The organism is Luteitalea sp. TBR-22, assembly GCF_016865485.1.
Lineage (GTDB): Bacteria > Acidobacteriota > Vicinamibacteria > Vicinamibacterales > Vicinamibacteraceae > Luteitalea.
Map to the genome: position 1 here is coordinate 1680468 of NZ_AP024452.1, position 20310 is coordinate 1700777.

At 72.0% G+C, this 20310-nt stretch carries 16 protein-coding genes; 6 read left to right on the top strand and 10 right to left on the bottom strand.

Translation table 11 applies throughout. From position 1 onward, the window contains the following. The first annotated feature begins 37 nt into the window (after positions 1-37). Genes TBR22_RS06840 through TBR22_RS06850 form a run of 3 tightly spaced genes read left to right on the top strand, consistent with a single transcriptional unit; the run spans position 38 to position 3863 of the window. Positions 38-1096, top strand: coding sequence for an NAD(P)-dependent oxidoreductase (locus TBR22_RS06840; protein WP_239492216.1), 1059 nt, complete (start codon positions 38-40; stop codon positions 1094-1096). Next, complete coding sequence (locus TBR22_RS06845) at positions 1096-2139, top strand: dihydrodipicolinate synthase family protein (protein WP_239492217.1); 1044 nt, start codon at positions 1096-1098, stop codon at positions 2137-2139. The genes TBR22_RS06840 and TBR22_RS06845 overlap by 1 nt, the downstream gene beginning before the upstream one ends. Further along, positions 2136-3863 (top strand): amidohydrolase, encoded by a 1728-nt coding sequence (locus tag TBR22_RS06850; RefSeq protein WP_239492218.1) that lies wholly within the window; start codon positions 2136-2138, stop codon positions 3861-3863. The genes TBR22_RS06845 and TBR22_RS06850 overlap by 4 nt, the downstream gene beginning before the upstream one ends. A gap of 1 nt (position 3864) precedes the next feature. Here TBR22_RS06850 and TBR22_RS06855 read toward each other — a convergent pair whose 3' ends face one another. The 5 genes from TBR22_RS06855 to TBR22_RS06875 form a co-directional block, all read right to left on the bottom strand. After that, the gene (locus TBR22_RS06855) at positions 3865-4818 is read right to left on the bottom strand and encodes a hypothetical protein (protein WP_239492219.1); all 954 of its coding nucleotides are present in this window, start codon (positions 4816-4818) and stop codon (positions 3865-3867) included. A gap of 90 nt (positions 4819-4908) precedes the next feature. Next, on the bottom strand, positions 4909-6402 hold the full coding sequence (locus tag TBR22_RS06860) for an FAD-binding oxidoreductase (protein WP_239492220.1): 1494 nt from the start codon (positions 6400-6402) through the stop codon (positions 4909-4911). A gap of 133 nt (positions 6403-6535) precedes the next feature. Next, on the bottom strand, positions 6536-8266 hold the full coding sequence (locus TBR22_RS06865; RefSeq protein ID WP_239492221.1) for a hypothetical protein: 1731 nt from the start codon (positions 8264-8266) through the stop codon (positions 6536-6538). Between the two features lie 57 nt (positions 8267-8323). Beyond that, positions 8324-9433 carry a serine hydrolase gene (locus TBR22_RS06870; RefSeq protein WP_239492222.1) on the bottom strand — a complete coding sequence of 370 codons (1110 nt, stop codon included), beginning with the start codon at positions 9431-9433 and terminating at the stop codon, positions 8324-8326. Positions 9434-9560: 127 nt separating this feature from the next. Further along, positions 9561-10670, bottom strand: coding sequence for a sialidase family protein (locus TBR22_RS06875; RefSeq protein WP_239492223.1), 1110 nt, complete (start codon positions 10668-10670; stop codon positions 9561-9563). A 70-nt stretch (positions 10671-10740) separates the two neighbouring features. On the opposite strand from TBR22_RS06875, the gene TBR22_RS06880 reads away from it, so the two are divergent. The 3 genes from TBR22_RS06880 to TBR22_RS06890 all read left to right on the top strand — a co-directional run bounded on the left by TBR22_RS06880 (position 10741) and on the right by TBR22_RS06890 (position 13422). Continuing rightward, positions 10741-11883: an amidohydrolase family protein gene (locus TBR22_RS06880; RefSeq protein ID WP_239492224.1), complete on the top strand. Its 1143-nt coding sequence runs from the start codon at positions 10741-10743 to the stop codon at positions 11881-11883. Positions 11884-12004: 121 nt separating this feature from the next. Then, entirely contained in the window at positions 12005-12733 is a 729-nt protein-coding gene (locus TBR22_RS06885; protein ID WP_239492225.1) for a hypothetical protein, read from the top strand. An 80-nt stretch (positions 12734-12813) separates the two neighbouring features. Continuing rightward, complete coding sequence (locus tag TBR22_RS06890; RefSeq protein WP_239492226.1) at positions 12814-13422, top strand: hypothetical protein; 609 nt, start codon at positions 12814-12816, stop codon at positions 13420-13422. A gap of 30 nt (positions 13423-13452) precedes the next feature. Here TBR22_RS06890 and TBR22_RS06895 read toward each other — a convergent pair whose 3' ends face one another. The 5 genes from TBR22_RS06895 to hypF form a co-directional block, all read right to left on the bottom strand. After that, positions 13453-14868 (bottom strand): FAD-binding oxidoreductase, encoded by a 1416-nt coding sequence (locus TBR22_RS06895; protein WP_239492227.1) that lies wholly within the window; start codon positions 14866-14868, stop codon positions 13453-13455. 27 nt (positions 14869-14895) lie between these two features. Then, positions 14896-16695, bottom strand: coding sequence for a protein-disulfide reductase DsbD (locus TBR22_RS06900; protein WP_239492228.1), 1800 nt, complete (start codon positions 16693-16695; stop codon positions 14896-14898). Positions 16696-16807: 112 nt separating this feature from the next. After that, positions 16808-17059, bottom strand: coding sequence for a hypothetical protein (locus TBR22_RS06905; protein ID WP_239492229.1), 252 nt, complete (start codon positions 17057-17059; stop codon positions 16808-16810). A 125-nt stretch (positions 17060-17184) separates the two neighbouring features. After that, positions 17185-17910, bottom strand: coding sequence for a response regulator transcription factor (locus TBR22_RS06910; RefSeq protein ID WP_239492230.1), 726 nt, complete (start codon positions 17908-17910; stop codon positions 17185-17187). Positions 17911-17970: 60 nt separating this feature from the next. Next, positions 17971-20265, bottom strand: coding sequence for a carbamoyltransferase HypF (gene hypF, locus TBR22_RS06915; protein WP_239492231.1), 2295 nt, complete (start codon positions 20263-20265; stop codon positions 17971-17973). Positions 20266-20310 lie beyond the last annotated feature (45 nt).

Below are 20310 nucleotides of genomic sequence, written 5' to 3' on the forward strand. Positions count from 1 at the left end.
AGTGGTGGGGCCGTGGGCGATCTAGAATGCGCCCCACATGCCCGACGCGTCTTCCTCAAGTACATCATGGCCCACCTCGATCGTCGACGAGGCCCGACTCGACGACCTCCTGAGCACCCCCACGCCGGCGGCTGTCGAAGCCCTGCGCCGCCTGCCGGGCGACGTCATCGTGCTCGGGGTGGCGGGCAAGATGGGGCCGACGCTGGCGCGGATGGTCCGCCGCGCCGCTGACGAGGCCGGGACGCCGCGACGGGTCATCGGCGTATCGCGTTTCTCCGAGCCTGCCCACCAGGCGGCGTTGCAGGCGGTGGGCGTCGAGACCATCCGCTGCGACCTGCTCGATGAGGCGGCGGTCGCCGCGCTGCCCGACGCGCCGAACGTGATCTACATGGCCGGCCGGAAGTTCGGATCCACGGGTGTCGAGTCGCTCACGTGGGCGATGAACACGTGGCTGCCGGCCGTCGTCTGCAAGCGTTACGCGGCCAGTCGCATCGCGGCGTTCTCCACCGGCAACGTCTACGGACTCACGGCCGCGGGACGCGGCGGCTCACGGGAGGACGACACGCCCGCGCCGGTCGGCGAGTACGCCATGAGTTGCCTCGGGCGCGAGCGGATGTTCGAGCATTTCAGCCGCACGCACGGCACGCCGGTCAGCATCCTGCGCCTGAACTACGCCACGGAGATGCGCTACGGGCTGCTCGTCGACCTGGCGCGCAAGGTGATGGCGGGCACGCCGATCGATCTCGCGATGGGCTACTTCAACGTGATCTGGCAGGGCGACGCCAATGGCATGGCCATCGCCTCGCTGCTCCACGCGTCGTCGCCGCCGTACGTGGTCAACCTCGCCGGGCCCGAGGAACTCACGGTGCGGGCGGTGTGCGCAGCCTTCGGCGAGCGGTTCTCACGCCCGCCGGTCCTGGTGGGCGCCGAGGCCCCGGACGCGCTCCTCAGCAACGGGGCGAAGGGCTGGCGAGACCTGGGCGCGCCGCGGGTGCCGCTCGCGCAACTGATCGACTGGACGGCCGACTGGGTGGCGCGCGGCGGCGCCAGCCTCGGCAAGCCGACGCACTTCGAGTCGCGGGACGGGCGGTTCTGATGGAGACGCGGATTCGCACGGTACTCGCGTCGGGCGTGGCCATCCCGGCGCATCCCCTGGCCCTGTCTCCGGAGGGCCGTTTCGACGAGCGGCGACAGCGCGCCCTGACGCGGTACTACGCCACGGCCGGCGCCGGCGGCCTCGCGGTCGGCGTGCACACGACGCAGTTCGCGATCCGGCGGGCCGACGTCGGCCTCTTCGAGCCCGTGCTGTCGCTGGCGCGCGAGGAGATGGACCGCGCCGACGCCACCCGCGAGGTCCCGCTCGTCCGCATCGGCGGCGTGTGCGGCGACACGCGACAGGCATGTGCCGAGGCGGAATTGCTGTCGTCGCTCGGCTATCACGCCGGGTTGCTCAGCCTCGCGGCGCTGTCGACCGCCGACGATGACGCGCTGGTCGCGCACTGCGAGGCGGTCGCGGCGCGCATCCCCGTCGTCGGCTTCTATCTCCAGCCCTCGGTCGGTGGCCGGCGCCTGCCGTACTCGTTCTGGCGTCGCTTCGCCGAGATCCCCGGCGTCGTGGCCATCAAGATCGCGCCGTTCAACCGGTACCAGACGCTCGACGTCGTGCGCGCCGTGATGGACGCCGGGCGCGACGACATCACCCTCTACACCGGCAACGACGACAACATCGTCGCCGACCTCGTCACGGCGTTTCCGGGGCCGGGCGGCCAGACCCGCCGCATCGCCGGCGGCCTGCTCGGGCACTGGGCCGTGTGGACGTCCGGGGCCGTGCGGTTGCTGGCCGAGTGCCAGGCGGCCGCGGCCGCGCCTGCCGTGCCGGCGTCGCTGCTGGCCACCGGCGTCGAGGTGACCGATGCCAACGCGGCCTTCTTCGACGCCGCCAACGGCTTTGCCGGCTGCATCGCCGGCATCCACGAGGTCCTGCGCCGGCAGGGCCTGCTGGCGACGACCCGGTGCCTCGACGCGCACGAGGTGCTGAGCCCCGGGCAGGCCGACGAGATCGATCGCGTGTACCGCGCCTACCCGCACCTGGCCGACGACGAGTTCGTGGCCGCGCACCTGGACGACTGGTTGCGATGAGGCGGCGCGCGCTGCTGGGGCTGACGATCGTCGCTGGCCTCGCCTGGGCCCTGCTCGCGCCACTCGCGGCGCAGCGCACGGGAGACCCTGCCGATCTCGTGGTCGTCAACGGCACGGTCGTCACCCTCGATCGCGCCGACAGTCGGGCGCAGGCGATCGCCATTCACCACGGCCGCATCGTGGCGGTGGGCAGCGACGCGGCGGTGCGCGCGTGGGCCGGGCCGTCGACCCAGGTGATCGACGCGCGCGGTCGCACCGTCATTCCTGGGCTGATCGACAGCCACGTGCATGCGCTCGGCGCGGCGCCAGTGGAGGCCGTGCGACCGTTCCGGACGCTGTCGTCGGTGCAGGAACTGCAGGCGTGGATCCGCGACGAAGCGACGCGTTCGCCGGGGACGGGCTGGATCTGGAGCCCGCGCGTGTATCCGACGCGGCTGAAGGAAGGGCGCTTTCCGACCCGTGAGGAACTCGACGCGGCCGTCGCGGACCGTCCGGTCGTCGCCGATGGCGCCTATGCCTTCGTGCTGAACACGGCGGCACTGCGCGCGGCAGGCATCACCGCCGAGGCGCCGGACCCGGCAGGCGCGCAGATCGTGCGTGGCCCCGGCGGCGAGCCGACCGGGCTGCTGCGCAACGCCCGCAGCGCCCTGTCCCGCTACCTGCCGGCGCCCACGGCGGCGCTGCCGCTCGCGGAGATCGAGGCGTTGCATCGCGTGTACCTCGAGTCGGGCATCACCAGTGTGATCGAGCGCGGCGCCACCGTGGCCGGCTATCGCGCGTACGAGGCGCTGAAGGCGAGCGGACGTCTCCACGTGCGCGCCACCGTCACGCTGATGCTCCCGGCCGGCCTGCAGGTCTCCGACGTGGCGCGGGTGATCGACGCGCTGCCGCTGCAGCCGGGCCAGGGTGACGATCGGCTGAAGGTCGGGCCGCTGAAGCTCACCGTCGATGGCGGGATCCTGCTCGGCACCTCGTACATGCGTGAGCCATACGGGCCACGGTCGCGCGCCCTCTACGGCGTGCAGGGCGATGACTACCGCGGCTTCCTGTCTGCCTCGCCCGCGGTCATCCACGAGGTGATGAAGGTCGGCCACGCGCGTGGGTGGCAGATGAGCGCCCACGTGACCGGTGATGCCGGCGTGGACGTGGTGCTCGATGCGTTCGAGGCGGCGCAGCGCGCGCACCCGCGCCCCGACCCGAGGCACACGTTGATCCACGCCTACTTTCCGACGCCCGAGGTGGCCAGGCGCGTGGCGGCACTCGGCGTGCAGGTGGACACGCAGCCGGCCTGGTTCTACAAGGACGCCGACGCGCTGCTCGGCGCGCTCGGCTCGCCGCGCCTGCAGCACTTCATCGGCGTGAAGACGTGGCGGGATGCGGGCGTGCGCGTCGCGCTCAACACCGACCACATGTTCGGCGCCGACCGCGACACGGCGATGAACCCCTTCAACCCGTTCCTGACGATCGCCACGGCGGTCACGCGTCGCACCGAGTCGGGACGACGGATCGGCGCGGCGGAGGCGGTCAGCCGCCTCGAGGCCCTGCGCATGATGACCATCGACGCGGCCGCCCTGAGCTTCGACGAGGCCAACCGTGGATCGATCGAGGTGGGGAAGCTGGGCGACCTCGCCATCCTCTCCGACGACCTGCTCACCTGCCCGGCAGACCGGATTCGGCACATCAAGGCCGACGTGACGATCGTCGGCGGGCAGGTGGTGCGGTAGGTCAGCGGAAAGCGGCCGGTATCGCGGCCAGCAGGCCGGCGTCCATGGCCCAGATGATCGCCCCGCCGGCGCCGAGCAGCAGCACACCGAAGATGGCGACTGCAGCCACGGAACTCGGCAGGGCGGTGGCGCGCCACGACAACTCGGACGGCGGGCCGAGGGCCACCGTCACGCGCGTCGCCGCCAGGCCGCCGGGTCCGGGCACGATGGCCTGCAGTTCCGGCGACCAATGGCCCACGACCGACACCTCCTGGCCGACCGGCACCAGGCCTTCGTCCATCTGCAACGAGGCCGGGGCGGTGGCGCCCTCGCGGCCCCAGTCGAGTCGCACACCGCGCGGCTGCGGCTCGACATGCGCCGCGGTCATCGCCGAGAAGATGGACGGCAGGGTGCTGACCGAGAACGGCTGGAACCTGGTCGCCCCGACCCACGCCTGGGCATTGGCACGGACCTCCGGTGGTCGCGGCATGTCCTTGCGCACGTCGACGAGGTCGGGCAGTGCCAGCACGCGCACCGACCGGCCACCGGATTCCACGACGAAGGGCTGCGTAGCGAGGCCGAGCCACATCACCGTGATGCCTCGTCGCTGCCCGAACGACAGCTTGTGTCGCCGGTAGAGGCGGTACTCGTAGGCCACGCAGGGCGTGCCCGTCAGCGGCGACACGAACGGGGTGCCACTCTCGGGGCGCGCGACGCCGGTGACCATCATCGGGCCGCCCTCGACCGGTGGCGTTCCGGTCGCCGCGCGCGCGAGGATGGCATCGCGCGACTGGTCGCCCTGGCCGTACCCGCGGATCAGGTGCAGGAAATTCGAGGCGCCCAGGGTGATCAGCGACGACGCCAGCACCGACGCCCACGGCCGGAGTGGCTCGGCGATGTCGTCGCCGAACGCGCGCTCCAGGGCGAACGACAGGCCGGCGATTGCGGCGAGGTGACCGAGGCAGCCGATCACCATGTCATGCCTCGGATCTCATGCCCGCACTCCCGCACTCCCGACTCCCGACTCCCGACTCCCGACTCCCGACTCCCGACTCCCGTTCCCCCCTCATGCCGGCTGGACGTTGGCGTTCAGGCGGAAGAGGTTCGTCGGGTCGTACTGCTTCTTCACCGCGACCATGCGCGGGAAGTTCTCGCGATAGTTGGCGTTGAGCACGGCGCGCGACTCGTCGTTCACCTCGTTGATGTAGAAGCCGCTGGTGAGTGGCTCGATCGTCGCCCAGTACTTCTTCGCCCACGCCATGTGCGGCGCCCCGTCATCGCCCACCTTCCACGAGACGGCGGCCATCAGCGCGTGCTGCGCGTGCCGATGCGGGAACGCGCACGTGCCGACCGGCGGCCGCCCGATCGCACCGCCCGAGTGCTGCGTGAACACGCCGGTCGAGCGGGCCGGGTGCGGCTCGAAGCCGTCGATGATCCCGGAGATCAACTTCTCGCTGATGCCGGTGGTGAAGCCACTCTTCATGTACTCGCCCATGGTCCGCGCGTCGGTGTAGTCGCCCGACTTCTGGAAGTCCACGTAGCGCTGCACCTTGATCGTGTTGGCCATGGGCGTGCCGAGCGTGCGGAGCACCGCGAGGTCGCGGTCGGCGTTGTCGCCGCAGTAGCACACGTGCAGCAGCGCGATGCCGCCCTTGCCGCCCGGGGGCTGCGACATCACGAAGTCCACGTAGACCTCGTCCGGGGCCTTCTGCGACCACTCGGCATACACGCGCAGCAGGTCGCGGGCACGGTCGATCGGGAACACCACTTCGCCTCCCGTCACCGTGCCGGAGAAGGGATGGAGCTGGAACTCGAAGTTGGTGACGATGCCGAAGTTGCCGCCGCCGCCGCGGACGCCCCAGTACAGGTCGGGGTTCTCGGTCGGGTCGCCGCGCCGCACCGACCCGTCGGCCGTCACGACGTCGACGCCGACGACGTTGTCGACGGCGAGGCCGAACTTGCGCGCGAGCCGGCCGAAGCCGCCGCCGGTGGTCAGGCCGCCGACGCCGGTGTGCGACACGGTGCCGAGCGGCGTCACCATGCCGTGTGCCGCGGCTTCGTGGTCGACCAGGCCGAGCAGCGTGCCGCCCTCGACGTACGCACGCCTCGCCTTCGGGTCGACGCGCACGCCGCGCATGTTCGAGAGGTCGATCTGCATGCCCTTGTCGCAGGTCGACATGCCGGAGAAGCTGTGGCCGCCGCACTTGACCGCGAGCAGCAGGCCGTGGGCCGAGGCGAAGCTCACGGCGCGCCTGACGTCGGCGGTGCCGGTCGGCTGGACGATGAGCGCGGGGCGCCTGTCGATCGACGGGTTGAGCACGCGCCGCGCCGTCTCGTACCCGGGGGAGGAGGCGAGCAGCACCGGGCCGCGCAGGCTCGCGGCGAGGTCCTTGATGGCCGAGGCCGGCAGCGTGACGGGGCGTCCGTCGCCGCGCACGGCGTCCAGATCGCCTGTGGCGACGGCAGCCGCCTGGTACAGGCCGGCAAACGAGGGCCGTGCCGCAAGCGGCAGGAGTCCCGAGACGGCCGCAGCCGACTGCAGGAACGTACGTCGATGCATGGAATGCCTCCAGAGGCACTAACGCCGGACGGGCACGAAGTGAACGGACGGGCCGGCTACCGGCTGCAGGCTACAGGCTGCCTCTGGCGCGCCGGTCCATGGCGGACACCTCGGAGAGGCGTCCCTACCAACACTACGGCTCTTGGGCGCGCGTGCCGTACGGGGGCGGGCCGAGCGGTGTGACCGTCCAGTCACCGGCCGCGAAGCGCTCGCCCTGCATCAGCTCCGCGCCGAGGCGCAGGCGCGGCGCCGCGCCGCTCCCGGTGATCCGGTACAGCCAGTGCGGTTCGACGACGAACCACTCGGGGAACTCGTTCAGGCGCACGTAGTTCTTCGAGAGGTTGATGACGCGCCGATGGCGCGCGATGTCGAACTGCAGGCGCGCCTCGCCGACGCCGCCCACATGCAGGCGCAGCGCGTCGCCTTCGCGCACGGCCCCGAGCTGCAGTCCCGTGGCCTTGTCGGCCGGCATCACCCCCTGGCTCTTCATCAGCGCCCACAGCAGCAGCGTCCGGTTGAAATTGCCTTCGCCGTACCAGTCCTCGAGATGGCCGTCGGCGCGCTGCATGTCGAGCATGAGGCGGGTCTCGGACTCGATCCAGTCCAGCGCCGCCGGCACCGGCTCCCGGTTGACCAGGTACAGCGCGCTCTCGATCGCGTCGGCATAGCCGTCGAAGGACCCGAGCGGCAGGTTGGCGTCGGGCGGGCGTGGCTCCCACACCTGGCGGCGATACTTCGGCAGGTTGCCGAGCACGCGGCGCACGGCGTCGCGGTAGGTCGTGTCGCCGGTGACCTGGTAGTACGTGTACATCGCCCCATACACGTAGCCCCAGTTGTCCGAGAGCGTGCGGTCGATCGGCGCCAGCGTGCGGGCATCGACCTGGTTGTACAGCATGCCGTCCGGGTTGGCCGACTGCAGGATCCGATCGAGCATCGTCTTCACGGCGGCGCCGTACCGCGCCGCCCGGTCGGACTGCAGGTCGGCCTCGAGGGCGTAGAGCAGCGTCAGGCCGACGACCAGCTCGTTGCCGTGGTCGCGGAGGCGGAGCTGCGTCTCTCCGCCATGGGCGACGAAGTCCCACTTGGTGGACGGCACGCCGAAGTTTCCAGGCAGCACTTCCTCGACGTAGGCATCACCGATGCGCCGCGCCCACGCCAGGTAGCGCGGGTCGCCGGTCATCGTGGAGAGGCGCACGAGCACCTGCAGGAAGTCGCCGTTCAGTTCGCTGTCGACGGCCGGGATCCGCCCCCAGCGCGTCTCGTGGGGCGCGCGCTCCATGGCGTCGGCGATCATGTCGGCCATGCGGTGGAACCACGCCGTCCGGCCGAGCAGCTCGGTCACGGTGATGAGGCCGTCCTTGGCGTACTCGCCGGCGCCGAACAGGCTGGCTGGTCCCAGCGTCCGCGTCGCGATGTCGTAGTTGCCGGGCACCGAACCGTCCGCCGTCATGTAGCGGACCTCGTTGCGCAGTATCTCCATCATCCGGCCCTCGTACACGGCCGGATCGGTGAACCGCGCCGTGAGGATCAGGTACGGATACAGGTCGGCGGAGAAGTTGTGCGGCGTCGCGACGCGCGCCTGGCCCGTCACGCGATCGGGCATCAACGTGGTGACGGGGTCGGCGTCGCGCAGCCAGGCCTGCAACGTGCGCTGGCAGGCGGCCATCGCGGTGGCGTAGTCGGCGGCGCGCGCCCGGGCCTCGTCCCCCGCGGAGCGCTCCTGCGCGCCGATGCCCGCGCAGGTGGCGATCCCGAGCGCCGCGGCCACTGCCACCCGGCCGGCTCGGCGAGCCAGCGTTCCCATCCCGCTGTGTGCGTGCATGCGTGCGTCCACCCGCCAGGCCCGACGCCACTCGTCGAGCATTCAAGCATCCAAACGTCAAACGTCAAACGTCAAACGTCAAACGTCAAACGTCAGACGTTACCGAATTGCCCCGATGACCCGGCGCAGCAGTTCCGCCGCGTCGTCCCGGTGCCAGCGGACGACGATGACCAGGTCGTGCCCGGGCGAGACGATGACGTGATTGCCGCCGGCGCCGAGCGCTTCGAAGGCCGTCCGCGGCGCGCCGGGGAAGTGCTCGCCGCGGGTGTTCAGCCACCAGAGATAGCCGTAATCCGGGCCATGCGCGCTCGGAGTGAGGGCAGCGCGCACGTACGCCGACGGCACGATCTGGCGCTCGCCCCACCGGCCACCGCGAAGCCAGAGGTAGCCGACGCGCGCCAGGTCGTAGGCGCTCACCCACAGGCCGCCGCCCCAGCGCGTGCCGCCGCTCACCGAGGCCATGCGCACCCCGCCCTCGGTGACGTAGCTGTTGTGATACGGCACCCACTTCCACGTGCTCGACGCGCCGATCGGCTCCATCACCTCGGTCCGGAACACCTCGGGCACGGGGCGGTGGAACACCCGCAACAACGACAGCGCGAGTCGGTTCACGCGCACGTCGTTGTACTCGTAGAAGCTGCCCGGCGCGCCCAGCGTGCGGGGCTTCCGCTCGCCCGCGCCGAACGCCTCGCGCCCCACGAAGTCGTGCGCCTTTCCCCACATCGCGCCTTCCCACTCGCTCTCCTGCTGCAGGTGCATCGCCCAGGTCACCCGGGCATTGCGCGGCGAGTCGTAGCCGCCGTCCTTGACGATGGCGCCGACCGGGTCGTCGACCCGCAGCAATCCCTCGCGGACCGCGATGCCCGTCACGGTGGAGAGCATGCTCTTGGCCACCGAGTAGGTCGGATCGACGGCCGACGGATCGCCGAAGGTGCCCACGACGTAGCCCTTGTGGATCACGGCGCCGTTGGTCCCGGCACGTCGCGTCGGCACCGAGCCCAGCAGGCTCCCGAACGTCGCTTCCTGGTCGGAGAAGTCGATGGCCCGCGTCGTCGGCGACGCCTCCGCGTATCGCAGGGCATCGGCGAGGCGCTCGGCATCCATGCCCGTCTCGGCCGGCGCCTTGCTCGCCCACGCGCCAGCCGGCGGGAAATATGCGTCACCCTGCGCCCGCACCACCGGCCGCGTGCCGACGAGCGACAGTGCCATGAGCGCCACTGCCAGCACGCCCTTGAACCTTGCCCCGCCCGTCATCCCTTGCCTTTCCCCTTCATCCTTCACCCTTGCTCCTGGTTCCCTGAGCCCTGGGCCCTGAGCCGTAAGCCGTACGCCGCGACTACGGCTCCCACACCGTGGCGCCGATGAAGCGCTCGGTGTCGCCGACGTTGTAGTAGTACACGGTCACGAGCTTGCCGTCGGGCCGCTGCACGGTGCGCGTGTACCCGAGGTCCCACGTGCCGCCGTCCTCGCGCAGCACGACCTCGTCGTCCCACGTGCGGCCCTCGTCCTTGCTCACGCGGGCGCGGATGCCGTAGGGCTCGGCGCGATAGCCGTAGGTGATCACGAGGCGTCCGTCCTTCAGGCGCAGCAGGCTCGGCGGGTTGCCGCGGCCCGTGTCGGGGACGGCGCGCACGACGTGCTGCCACGAACTGCCGTTGTCGTCGGAACGGTATAACTCGATGAAGCGCCGGTACCGCACCGACGTGAGCAACGTGGTCGGCGACAGCCTGACGCTGGAGGGCATGATGCCGAACTCGTTGTCGGCGGGCTCGTCGTGCACGTAGGCCAGGCGTGTCCACGTGCGACCGCCGTCGGTCGTGCGTGCCGCAATCACGCGTCCTTCCTTCTGGTTTGCCTTGGCCGCCGTGAGGAACAGCGTCATCGAGCGCGGGCCGTCGACGAGGTAGTCGGTGCGGGCGGCGATGCCGGGGGTTCCGAAGTCGGGCAGCGCGTACGGGCCCTTCCAATGGTGACCGCGGTCGGTGGAGTAGTAGAACCGCGACGGACCGACGTGGATGCTGGCCATCCGCGCCGTGAACACGAAGTCCGGGTGCGTGAACGGGATGTCGCCCGGACTCTCGGTCACCGGCCGGCCCGCCTCGACGGGCACGCCGGCCTGCTGCACGCCTGGTGGCGGCTTGAGGTCCTCGGGATGCTCGATGGCCCAGGTCTGGCCGCCGTCCAGGCTGCGCGCCAACAGGTGCTCGGCGGGGCGCGTGTAGTCGATCGAGTGTCCGCCCTTGTTGTCCTTGAAGTACCCGGCCTCGAAACCGACGAGGATCTCGTTTCCCCAGCTCCAGATGCCATGATTGGCGGGCCAGCCGCCGTACCGGCCGGCGACCTTGTACACATCGACGTGTTGCACCGAACGCGCCGGGCGCGGCGCAGCCGACAGGGCGACCACTGCCAGGGGCAGGGCCGCCATCGCGAGGAGGGCACGAGGCATGCGAGAGTCTCGCACCAATCGGGACGAGGCGGTAGGGGCCGGACCACGGCACCGTCGGCACGGCAGGACGATGATCATCCTCGCCATCGGCGCGTGCCTCGGAGGCGGGGCGGCCTGGAGCCTTGGGCAGGACCGTGATCAGGATCCGCCGATGGGGCAGGCCATCTTCGTGGGCGACACGGTGCTCAAGCCCTACGACCCGGTGCCGTCGCTGGTCACCACGGCCACCGATGTCCGTCGCGCGAAGTTCCCGGCCACCGACATCCACGCGCACTGGCCGGCATCGGTCGAGCCCGCGGCGCTGCTGAAGGCGATGGACGACCTCGGCGTCGAGCGCGCGGTCAACCTGAGCGGGGGCTTCGGCCCGCAGCTCGAACGCATGTTGGCGCGCTATCACACGGCTGCGCCTGGGCGCCTGGTGATCTTCGGCAACGTCGACTTCTCGCGCATCGACGAGCCCACCTTCGCCGCCGACGCCGTCGCCATGCTCGAGCGCGGCAAGGCGCAGGGCATGGCGGGCCTCAAGATCTTCAAGAACCTCGGGCTGACCATCAAGGACCGCAGCGGGCGCGTGGTGCCGATCGACGACCCGCGCATCGACCCGATCTGGGCCGCGTGCGGGCGCCTCGGCCTGCCGGTGCTGATCCACTCGGCCGATCCGGTCGCCTTCTTCGCGCCCATCGACGAGCGCAACGAGCGCTGGCTCCAGTTGAAGCGTCACCCGGACTGGAGCTTCTTCGGGCCGGCGTTTCCCTCACGTGACGACGTCCTGGCGCAGCGCGATCGCGTCATCGCGAAGCACCGCGGCACGACGTTCATCGGCGCGCACCTCGGCGACAACGCCGAGGACCTCGCGGCCCTCGAGGCGCGCCTGGCCCGCTACCCGAACTTCGTCGTCGATCTGTCGGCGCGCGAGGCGGAGCTGGGCCGCCAGCCGTACACCGCGCGGCGCTTCCTCGTCAAATGGCAGGACCGCGTGCTGTTCGGCACCGACCGCTACCCCGGACGCGCCGACCAGCCCCGTCACCGGCTGTACTACCGGCTGCTCGAGACCGACGACGAGTACTTCAGGTACTACGACCACCCGTTCCCGCCGACCGGGGAGTGGCGGGTGTACGGGCTCCACCTTCCGGACGCGGCGCTGCGGAAGATCTACCAGTCCAACGCCGATCGGGTGCTCGGGTGGCGGGTGCGCGATCGCGCGGTCCGGTGAGGCCCTGACCACTGACGCGCCCCAGTTTTCACAGTTCTGTCACGCCCGCCGACGCGCTGCCTCCGTCCATACTGCGAAGGCACGGGCCGGCGCTCGTGTCCCCCTTGCAGGAGCCCTCATCGTGATCGTCCTCCGTCGTCTCGCGCTCACCGGCGCCCTCGGCACATGGGTGTTGGTCGCACCCGCATCTCCGGCCCTGGCGGCCGACGGCGCCGCGTCGCGCCCGGCGCTCGGCGGCGCGTGGCAGCTCAATCGCGAGCTCTCGAGTCCCCAGGGCGGTGGTCCCGGCGGCGAGCTCGGGCCTGGCGGCGGGCGCGGTGGGCGCGGCGGCCCCGGGGGCGGCATGGGTGGCCCGGGCGGGGGCATGGGTGGACCTGGTGGCGGCATGGGTGGGCCTGGCGGGCCCATGGGCGGGCCCGGCGGTGGCGGCATGGGCGGTGGCCGCGGCGGCCCCGGCGGCGGGCCGCCCGACCAGCAGGAGATGCAGCGGATGCGCGACCTCATGCGCGAGTTGATGACCGCCCCGGTTCGCCTCACCATCGTGCAGCGCGACGACACGGTCAGCTTCACCGACGACGAAGGCCACGTGCGGAAGTTCGTGGCCAACGGCAAGGCGGAGAAGCACCAGTTGACGAGCGGGACGCTGTCGACCAAATCGCGCTGGAAGGATGGCGCCCTGGTCGTCGAGTGGGAGACCGGTCGGGGCCCAACCATGGTTCGTCGCTACCGCATCGAGCCCACCGCCAGGCAACTGGTCGTCGAGACGACGATGAAGGGCGGGCGGGAGGGCGGCGATCGCCCGCCGATCACGCACGTGTACGATCCGGTGGAACAGCTCGCGCAGGATTGACATTCGGCCGCTCGCGGCCGATGTTCGACGAGAGACGGCTGATGCGAGCCCCGCCCGGGGGCTCGCCTGCCCGTGTATCCATGACCTGTGCCCTGCACGAACTGACACCCCTCGCACCGCCACTGGTCTACGTGATCGACGGCGAGGATCGGATACAGACCCTCAACGAGGCCTACCTGGCCGACGCGAGCACCTGGGGCGGCGACCCCGACGCCGTGCGACAGGCCCTGGTGGGGCAGGTCCTCTGGCAGGTCCTGCCCGGCGTGGGCGAATGGTACGGGCCCCTGGTGCGGCGCGCCCGCGCCGACCAGCGGGAGGTGTGCTTCCCCTTCCGCTGCGACACGCCCGACTTCCGGCGCCTGATGCGGATGCGCATCACGCCGCAGCCCCGGGGCGCGGTGGCCTTCGAGTCCTCGCTCGTCGGCGTCCAGCCGCGCGCGCACGTCGAGGTCCTCGAGGGCACCGGCGCCTCGGGCGGCTCGATCGTGACGATGTGTTCGTGGTGCAAGCGCGTCGATGCCGACGGGGCGTGGCTCGAGGTCGAGGAGGCGCTGGCACGCCTCGGGGCCGACGCCTACCACCTCCCTGCCCTGTCGCACGGGATCTGCCCGCGCTGCCTGGGAGAGCTGACCGCGCTGGCGCAATCCCCCGACGCGACGCTCTCCATCGATCTTCCCGAGGCGCCCTAGTGGCCCGATGGCCGACGGCGTGCCGCCGGCCTACTCGAAGATCTTGCCCGGGTTGAGGATCCCGTCGGGGTCCAGCGCCTGCTTGATCGCGCGCATCATCGCGATGGCGCCGTCGCCGGCTTCCTCGCGCAGGAAGCCGATCTTGTGCAGGCCGATGCCGTGCTCGCCGGAACAGGTGCCGCCGAGGGCGAGAGCGCGGCGCACCAGGGCGTGATTGAGGCCCTCGGCCGTGCGCCAGTCGTCCTCGTTGCCCGGCCGCACCAGGTACCCGAAGTGGAAGTTGCCGTCGCCGACGTGCCCGAGCAGGTAGTGGGGGAGCCCCGATGCCTCGGCCTCGGCGGCCGACGCGACCAGGCAGTCGGCGAGCCGGGAGATCGGCAGGCACGTGTCGGTGGAGATGACGCGGCGCCCGGGATTGGTGTGCAGGGCGGCGAAGTAGGCGTTGTGACGCGCCGTCCACAGTCGGGCGCGCTCCTCGGGCGAGGTCGCCCACGCGAAGGCCTCGCCGCCGTGCTCGGCGGCCAGCGCCTGCACGGTGCGCGCCTGCTCCTCGACCTCGTGGGCCGAGCCGTGGAACTCCATCAGCAACAGCGGCTGTTCCGGCAGCGACAGGCGCGAGTGGACGTTGACCATGCGCACGCCCTGCGCGTCGAGGAACTCGCAGCGCGCAATCGGGATGCCGAGCTGCACGATGGCCATCGCCGTCCGGATGGCGGGCTCGATGGCCGGGAACGAGCAGGTCGCGGCACTTACGGCCTCGGGCAGCGGATGCAGGCGCAGCGTCACCTCGGTGATGACGCCGAGCGTGCCCTCGCTGCCGACCATCAGGCGTGTCAGGTCGTAGCCGGCGCTGCTCTTGCGGGCCCGCGTCCCGGTCCGGATCACCTCGCCGCGCGCGGTCACGACCTCCAGTGCGAGGACGTTCTCGCGCATCGTGCCGTAGCGCACCGCGTTGGTGCCGCTGGCGCGCGTCGCGCACATGCCGCCGATGGTCGCGTCGGCGCCGGGATCGACCGGGAAGAACAACCCGCGGCCTTCGAGCGCGCGGTTGACCGCCGTACGCACCACGCCCGGCTGCACGGTGATCGTCATGTCCTCGGCGTGCACCGCCAGGATGCGGGTCATGCGCCCGAGATCGAGGCTGATGCCGCCACGCACGGGCAGCAGGTGGCCCTCGAGCGACGTGCCCGCCCCGAACGGGATGACGGGCGTGCGATGCGCGGCCGCGAGGCGCACCGCATCGACGACGTCGGCGGTGGACTCGGCAAACACCACGGCGGCCGGCAGCGGCGTATGCGTGAAGGCGGACTCGTCGCGGCCGTGCTGCTCACGCACCGAGGCGACCGTGGAGCAGCGAGCGCCGAACCGCCGGGCGAGCGCCTCGAGCAGCGCCGGGGGCACGTCGGCCGGCGCCTGGTGCGCAGCGGGGGAGTCGGGGGCGATCATGGGCGGCGCCGGTGTGCGGCCGACTCCCTACCGGTCACCCCTGGCGGGAGCCGGCCTCAGGACGACGTAGGTGGGCAGCCCGATCGAGTCGAAGCGGGAGAGCAGGCTGCGCGCCGGCTCGGCGTCGGGATCCTCGGCCTGCACCTTGATCTTCACGTACGAGGCCAGCGCCGCCTTCACGCCGGCATCCTCGAACGTGGTCGCGTCCATCGTCAGGCAGTTCTTGCACCACGTCGCCCAGAAGTCGATGAGGACCGGCTTGTTCTCGCGCTCGGCCTGCGCCAGGCCCTCGGCCAGCGACGCCGTCCAGCCGCCCTTCAGCTTCTCCTCGACGCTGCGCGCCACGGCCCCCGCCTCGACGCGGCGGTTGTCGAACAGCGTCCACGCCAGGTGGGCATAGTAGGCCGCCGTCACCAGGATCAGCACGCCCATCGCCTGCTTGACGCGCACCATCCACGCGCCGGGCCTCGGCAGCGCGGCCATGCCGGCGCCAGCGAGCGGCCACGGCAGCGCCATCCCGAGTCCGAGCACGAACGGCAGCGCGAGGGCGAGGGTCGTGCCTCCGGCGTAGAGGCTGCTGGCAAACAGGATCACCTGGATGACGACCGGCGCCACGCACGCCCCGGCGAGCAGCGCGGCGACCGCCCCCATCGTGAAGGCCAGCAGCATCGACCCTCGGCGGCCCTGCGTCGACGGCCCCTGCGCGAGATTGGAGAAGTCGATCAGGATCACGTCGAACATCGCCAGCGCGAGCACGACGAACAGGATCGCGATCCCGAGGTTGAACCACGGCGACGCGTTCAGCGTGCCGAACGTCCCGGCGGTGAGGATGACCACCAGGCCGAGGACGCCGTACACCAGGGCCATCGCGGCGCCGTAGGCCGACCCCAGCAGGAACCCGCGTCGCCGCGATCCGGCCTGCGCGCCCGCGCCGATGATGGCGAGGTTGATGGGCACCATCGGCAGGACGCACGGCGTCAGGTTCAGCGCGAGGCCGCCGAGCAGCACGATGACGAGGATCGCGATCGGGCCCTTGCCCTCGAGCAGCCCCTGCTGCCGCACGCCGCGCCCGGCGTCCTCGATGAAGCGGGTGAAGTCTGCTGCCGACAGGTAGCCGCCGGTGGTGCCCTGGACCGTGAAGCGGTCGAGCGTCTTCAGCACGTCGGCGTCGCTCGTGACCGACGGGGCCGACCGCCCGATCGACCGCGGCCCCGGCGCGGCGCCGGGCGCGACGCGACGACCCGCGTCGAGGGCGGCGAGCACGGGCGCCGGCGTCGTTCCGGCGGCCGGCGCGCCCGGCGCGACCTCGATCGTCCAGGACACGGTCGCCGTCTGCGGCGCGAAGCAGATCTTGTCGTCGCAGGCCTGGTACCGCAGGCGCCCCGGCACGACGATCGGTCCCGCGGCGGCGCCGGCCGCGACGGCGACCTCCGCGCCGACCACGAAGGCGTGATCGAAGACCGCCAGGGGCTGTGGCTGCCCTTCCTGCACGAAGTCCACGGGCGTCGGGTAAATCAGTTGCCGCACCTCCACACCTGCCGGGGCATCGACGGAGAGCACCGTGGCGATGAGCGACGGGTCGCGGGGCGCGTCCGACTGCACGTGCAGGCCTTCGGGCAGCGAGACGGCCAGGGCGAGACGGGTGGTGCCGCCCGGCGGGACGCGGGCAGCCTCGACGTGAGGCGTCACCTCGGCCTTCGGGCGGCGCATCTGCGCGTCGGCGGCGGTCGCCGCGGCCGCGAGGCACACCAGGGCGGTCAGGAGGGCGGTTGCCGCGCGGCGCGACAGGTCACCGAGTCGGGGCGAGGGCACCGGGAAGGACGTCACCCCTGCATCGTAGCAAGCACGGGCCGGTCCAGGGGCCGACCAGGCCCGGGCGGCGCGCGGTTGGCGGCCGGGTGAGAAAGAGGTGCCCGGGCGTTCACGCCGCAGCGGACCGTCATGCCCGTCGACGGGCTGCCGGCGCCAGGCCCGCCGCTGCCGCCGGCGCTCCGTCCCGGTCCTCGATGACGAAGTCGGCCTGATGTCCGCGGTCGCGGCAGTCGTCGTGCGGGTCATCGACGATCAACAGCGCACGCGACGTCCAGGTGCGGTACAGGCCGACGCGGCAGCCGCAGGGCAGGACCCGCACCAGCAGGCACTGCGCCACCTCGAGCCGTTCCGCCGCGGTCATCATGCGTCCCACTGTCATCGGCCACCTCGTCGCGCTCGGCAGGCACTCGGCAGTTTCGACGGTGGGCGTGTTGGGAATCGGTGACACGTTGATGGCGCCGCCGACACGGCGGTCGGCGCTGCCGGCGCGCGGCGTCGGCGCGGCTACTCGGCGTCGGCGAACTTGTAGCCCACGCCCCAGGCGGTGAGGATCAGGGCGGGCTGGCGGGGATCGCCCTCGAGCTTCTTCCGCAGGCGGCTCACCACGGTGTCCACGGTGCGCTCGGTGACGTATGCATCGTCCTTCCACACCGTCTGGAGGAGGCGGGCGCGGCTGAACACGATGCCCCGACGCGCCACGAGCTGGTGCAGGAGGTCGAACTCCTGGCGCGTCAGGTCGACGGGTGCGCCGTCGACGAGCACCTGCCGACGGTCGATGTCCATCGTCACGTGCGGGGCGAGCCGCAGCACGGTGGAGGGCGGCGTCGTCGGGTCGGCGCCGTCGGGCTGCGTGCGCCGCATCAGCGCGGCCACGCGGGCCTGCAGTTCCCTGACGCCGAACGGCTTGGTGAGGTAGTCGTCGGCGCCGCTGTCGAGGCCGATGACGATGTCGGCCTCGGAATCGCGTGCCGTGAGGATCAGGATGGGCGTGCCGGTGTTCACGCCGGCGGTCCGCACGGCGCGGCACAGCGAGATGCCATCCAGCCCCGGCAGCATCACGTCGAAGACCAGCAGGTCGAACTTCTGCGCGCGGGCGACGTCGAGCGCGTCGCGGCCATCGCCGATGTCCTCGACGCTGAAGCCGGCCAGCCCCAGGTGCAGGTGCAGCAACTCCCGGATGGCGGCGTCGTCCTCGACGACGAGCACGCGTCGGCCCTCGACATGCGACATGGCAGTGGGGCCCATGGTACGCCAGTGGGCGCCGCGGGCCGTGGCGGGTGAGCGGCGCGGTCAGCGCGTGCCGGCGACCACCGCCTGGCCGAGCGCCAGCCCGCCGTCGTTGGGCGGCACCTGACGGTGCAGCAGCACGCGGAAGCCGGCGGCGTCGAGGCCCGAGGCCGCCAGGGTGGTGAGGCGGACGTTCTGGAACACCCCACCCGACAGGCCGACGACGTCCAGGCCGGTGCGCGCCCGGGCATGGCGGGCGGCCGCCACCACCGCATCGGCGACAGCGACGTGCAACCCGGCTGCCAGGCTCGCCACGTCCTCGCCCCGCTGCAGCCTGGCCACCAGGTCGCGCAGCATCGGCGCGGGATCGCACCGCATGACGTCCCCCTCGACCGGCGCGGCGAACGCCGCGAGGGGCGATGCCGTGGCGGCGTGGCCGGCCGCCGTCTCGAGCGCGATGGCCGCCTGTGCCTCGAAGGTGGCGACCTGCGCCAGGCCGAGGAGGGCAGCACACGCGTCGAACAGCCGCCCCATGCTGCTCGAGGCGACGATCCCGAGGCCGCGAGCCAGGCGCTGCGCCAGCACCTGCCGCTCCGCGTCGGGGCAGGCGCGCACGCAGGGCAGTGTGTCGCCCCACGGGATGCCCGCCGCGGTGAGATGGGCGAGGGCGAGGCGGGGCACGTGCCGCACGTCCGCGTCGCCGGCCGGCAGCGGCGTGGTCGCGAGGTGCGCGGCGCGCTCGACCGATGTGTAGCCGCCAACGAAGACCTCGCCTCCCCACACCGTGCCGTCCGGGCCGTACCCGGTGCCGTCGAACACCACGCCGATCATGCCGGAGGCGCGCGGCAGGCCGTGCTCGGCCATCAGCGCGGCATGGTGGGCGTGGTGATGGTGCACCGCCTCGGTCGGGATGCCGCGTGAGGCGGCCCACTGGCGGGCCCAGCGCGACGACAGGTACCCGGGGTGCGGGTCGAAGGCGACGCGTGCCGGGGTGATCGCGAAGAGGTCGAGGAGGTGCGCCGCGGCCCGCTCGAAGGCGTGCAGCGTCTCGACGGTCTCCATGTCGCCGACGTGCTGGCTGAGCCACGCCTCGCGATCCTGCGCGACCGCGCACGTCGCCTTGAGTTCGGCGCCGACGGCGAGCACGGCGGGCACGGCGAACGGCAAGGCGATGGGATAAGGCGCGTAGCCGCGTGAGCGGCGCACGGGGACGGGCGCGCCCAGCACGACGCGCACGACCGAGTCGTCGCACACCGCGTGGATGTCGCGATCGTGCAGCAGCAGGCCGTCGGCCATGGTGGTCAGCCGCTCGCGTGCTTCCTCGTTGGTCCGGGCAATCGGCTCGTCGGCGCGATTGCCCGACGTCAGCACGAGCGGCGTGTCGCCGACGATCAGCCGGTGGAGGGGCGAGTAGGGCAGCATCAGGCCGAGCGTGTCCTGGGCCGGCGCGACGGCGTCCGACACCAGGCCGGCGCCGTCGGCGCGCCGCCGCAGCAGCACGATCGGCCTGGCGCGCGACTGCAGGGCGAGCGCCTCGGCATCCGACACCACGCACAGTCGTCGTGCCGCGTCGAGCGAGTCGACCATCAGGGCGAAGGGCTTGGCGCCGCGCCCCTTCCGCGCCCGCAACTGGCGCACGGCGTCGTCGTCGGTCGCGTCGCACGCGAGATGGAAGCCGCCGATCCCCTTGATCGCGACGATGCGGCCGGCGGCGAGCCAGGCGCGCACCTGGGCCATCGCCGATGCGGAGTCGTGGCGTGTGGCGGCAGGCGCGTCGGCGACGTCCGGACCTTCGACCCAGGCGTGCGGTCCGCACACGGGGCAGGCGGTCGGTTCGGCGTGATAGCGGCGGTCGGCCGGATCCTCGTACTCGCGCGCGCAGGCGTCGCACATCGTGAACCGCGCCATCGTCGTCGACGCGCGGTCGTACGGCAGGGCCGTGATGACGGTGAAGCGCGGGCCGCACTGCGTGCAGTTGAGGAACGGGTAGCCGTGGCGTCGGTCGGCAGGGTCGGCGAGCTCGCGCAGGCAGGCGTCGCAGGTGGCCACGTCGGGCGGGATCGACGCATGCCCGTCGCCCGACTGGCGACTGCGATCGATATGGAAGGTCGCCTCGCCCGTCGGCGCGCAGTCGACCACCTCGATGTCGCCCACGGCGGCCAGCGGCGGGGCGTCGCGGCGCAGGGCGACCGCCAGCGTGTCGAGAGCCGCCGCGGGACCTTCGGCCTCGATGATCACGGCGCCGCTCTCGTTGCGCACCCAGCCGCCGAGGCCGAGGCGGCGAGCCAGGCCGGCGACGAACGGCCGGAAGCCGACTCCCTGCACCACGCCACGGACCACCAGTCGCCTGCGCTGCATCGTGCTCCCGTGCCCGGCGCGCGAGGCCGTGGCCGTCCATGACAC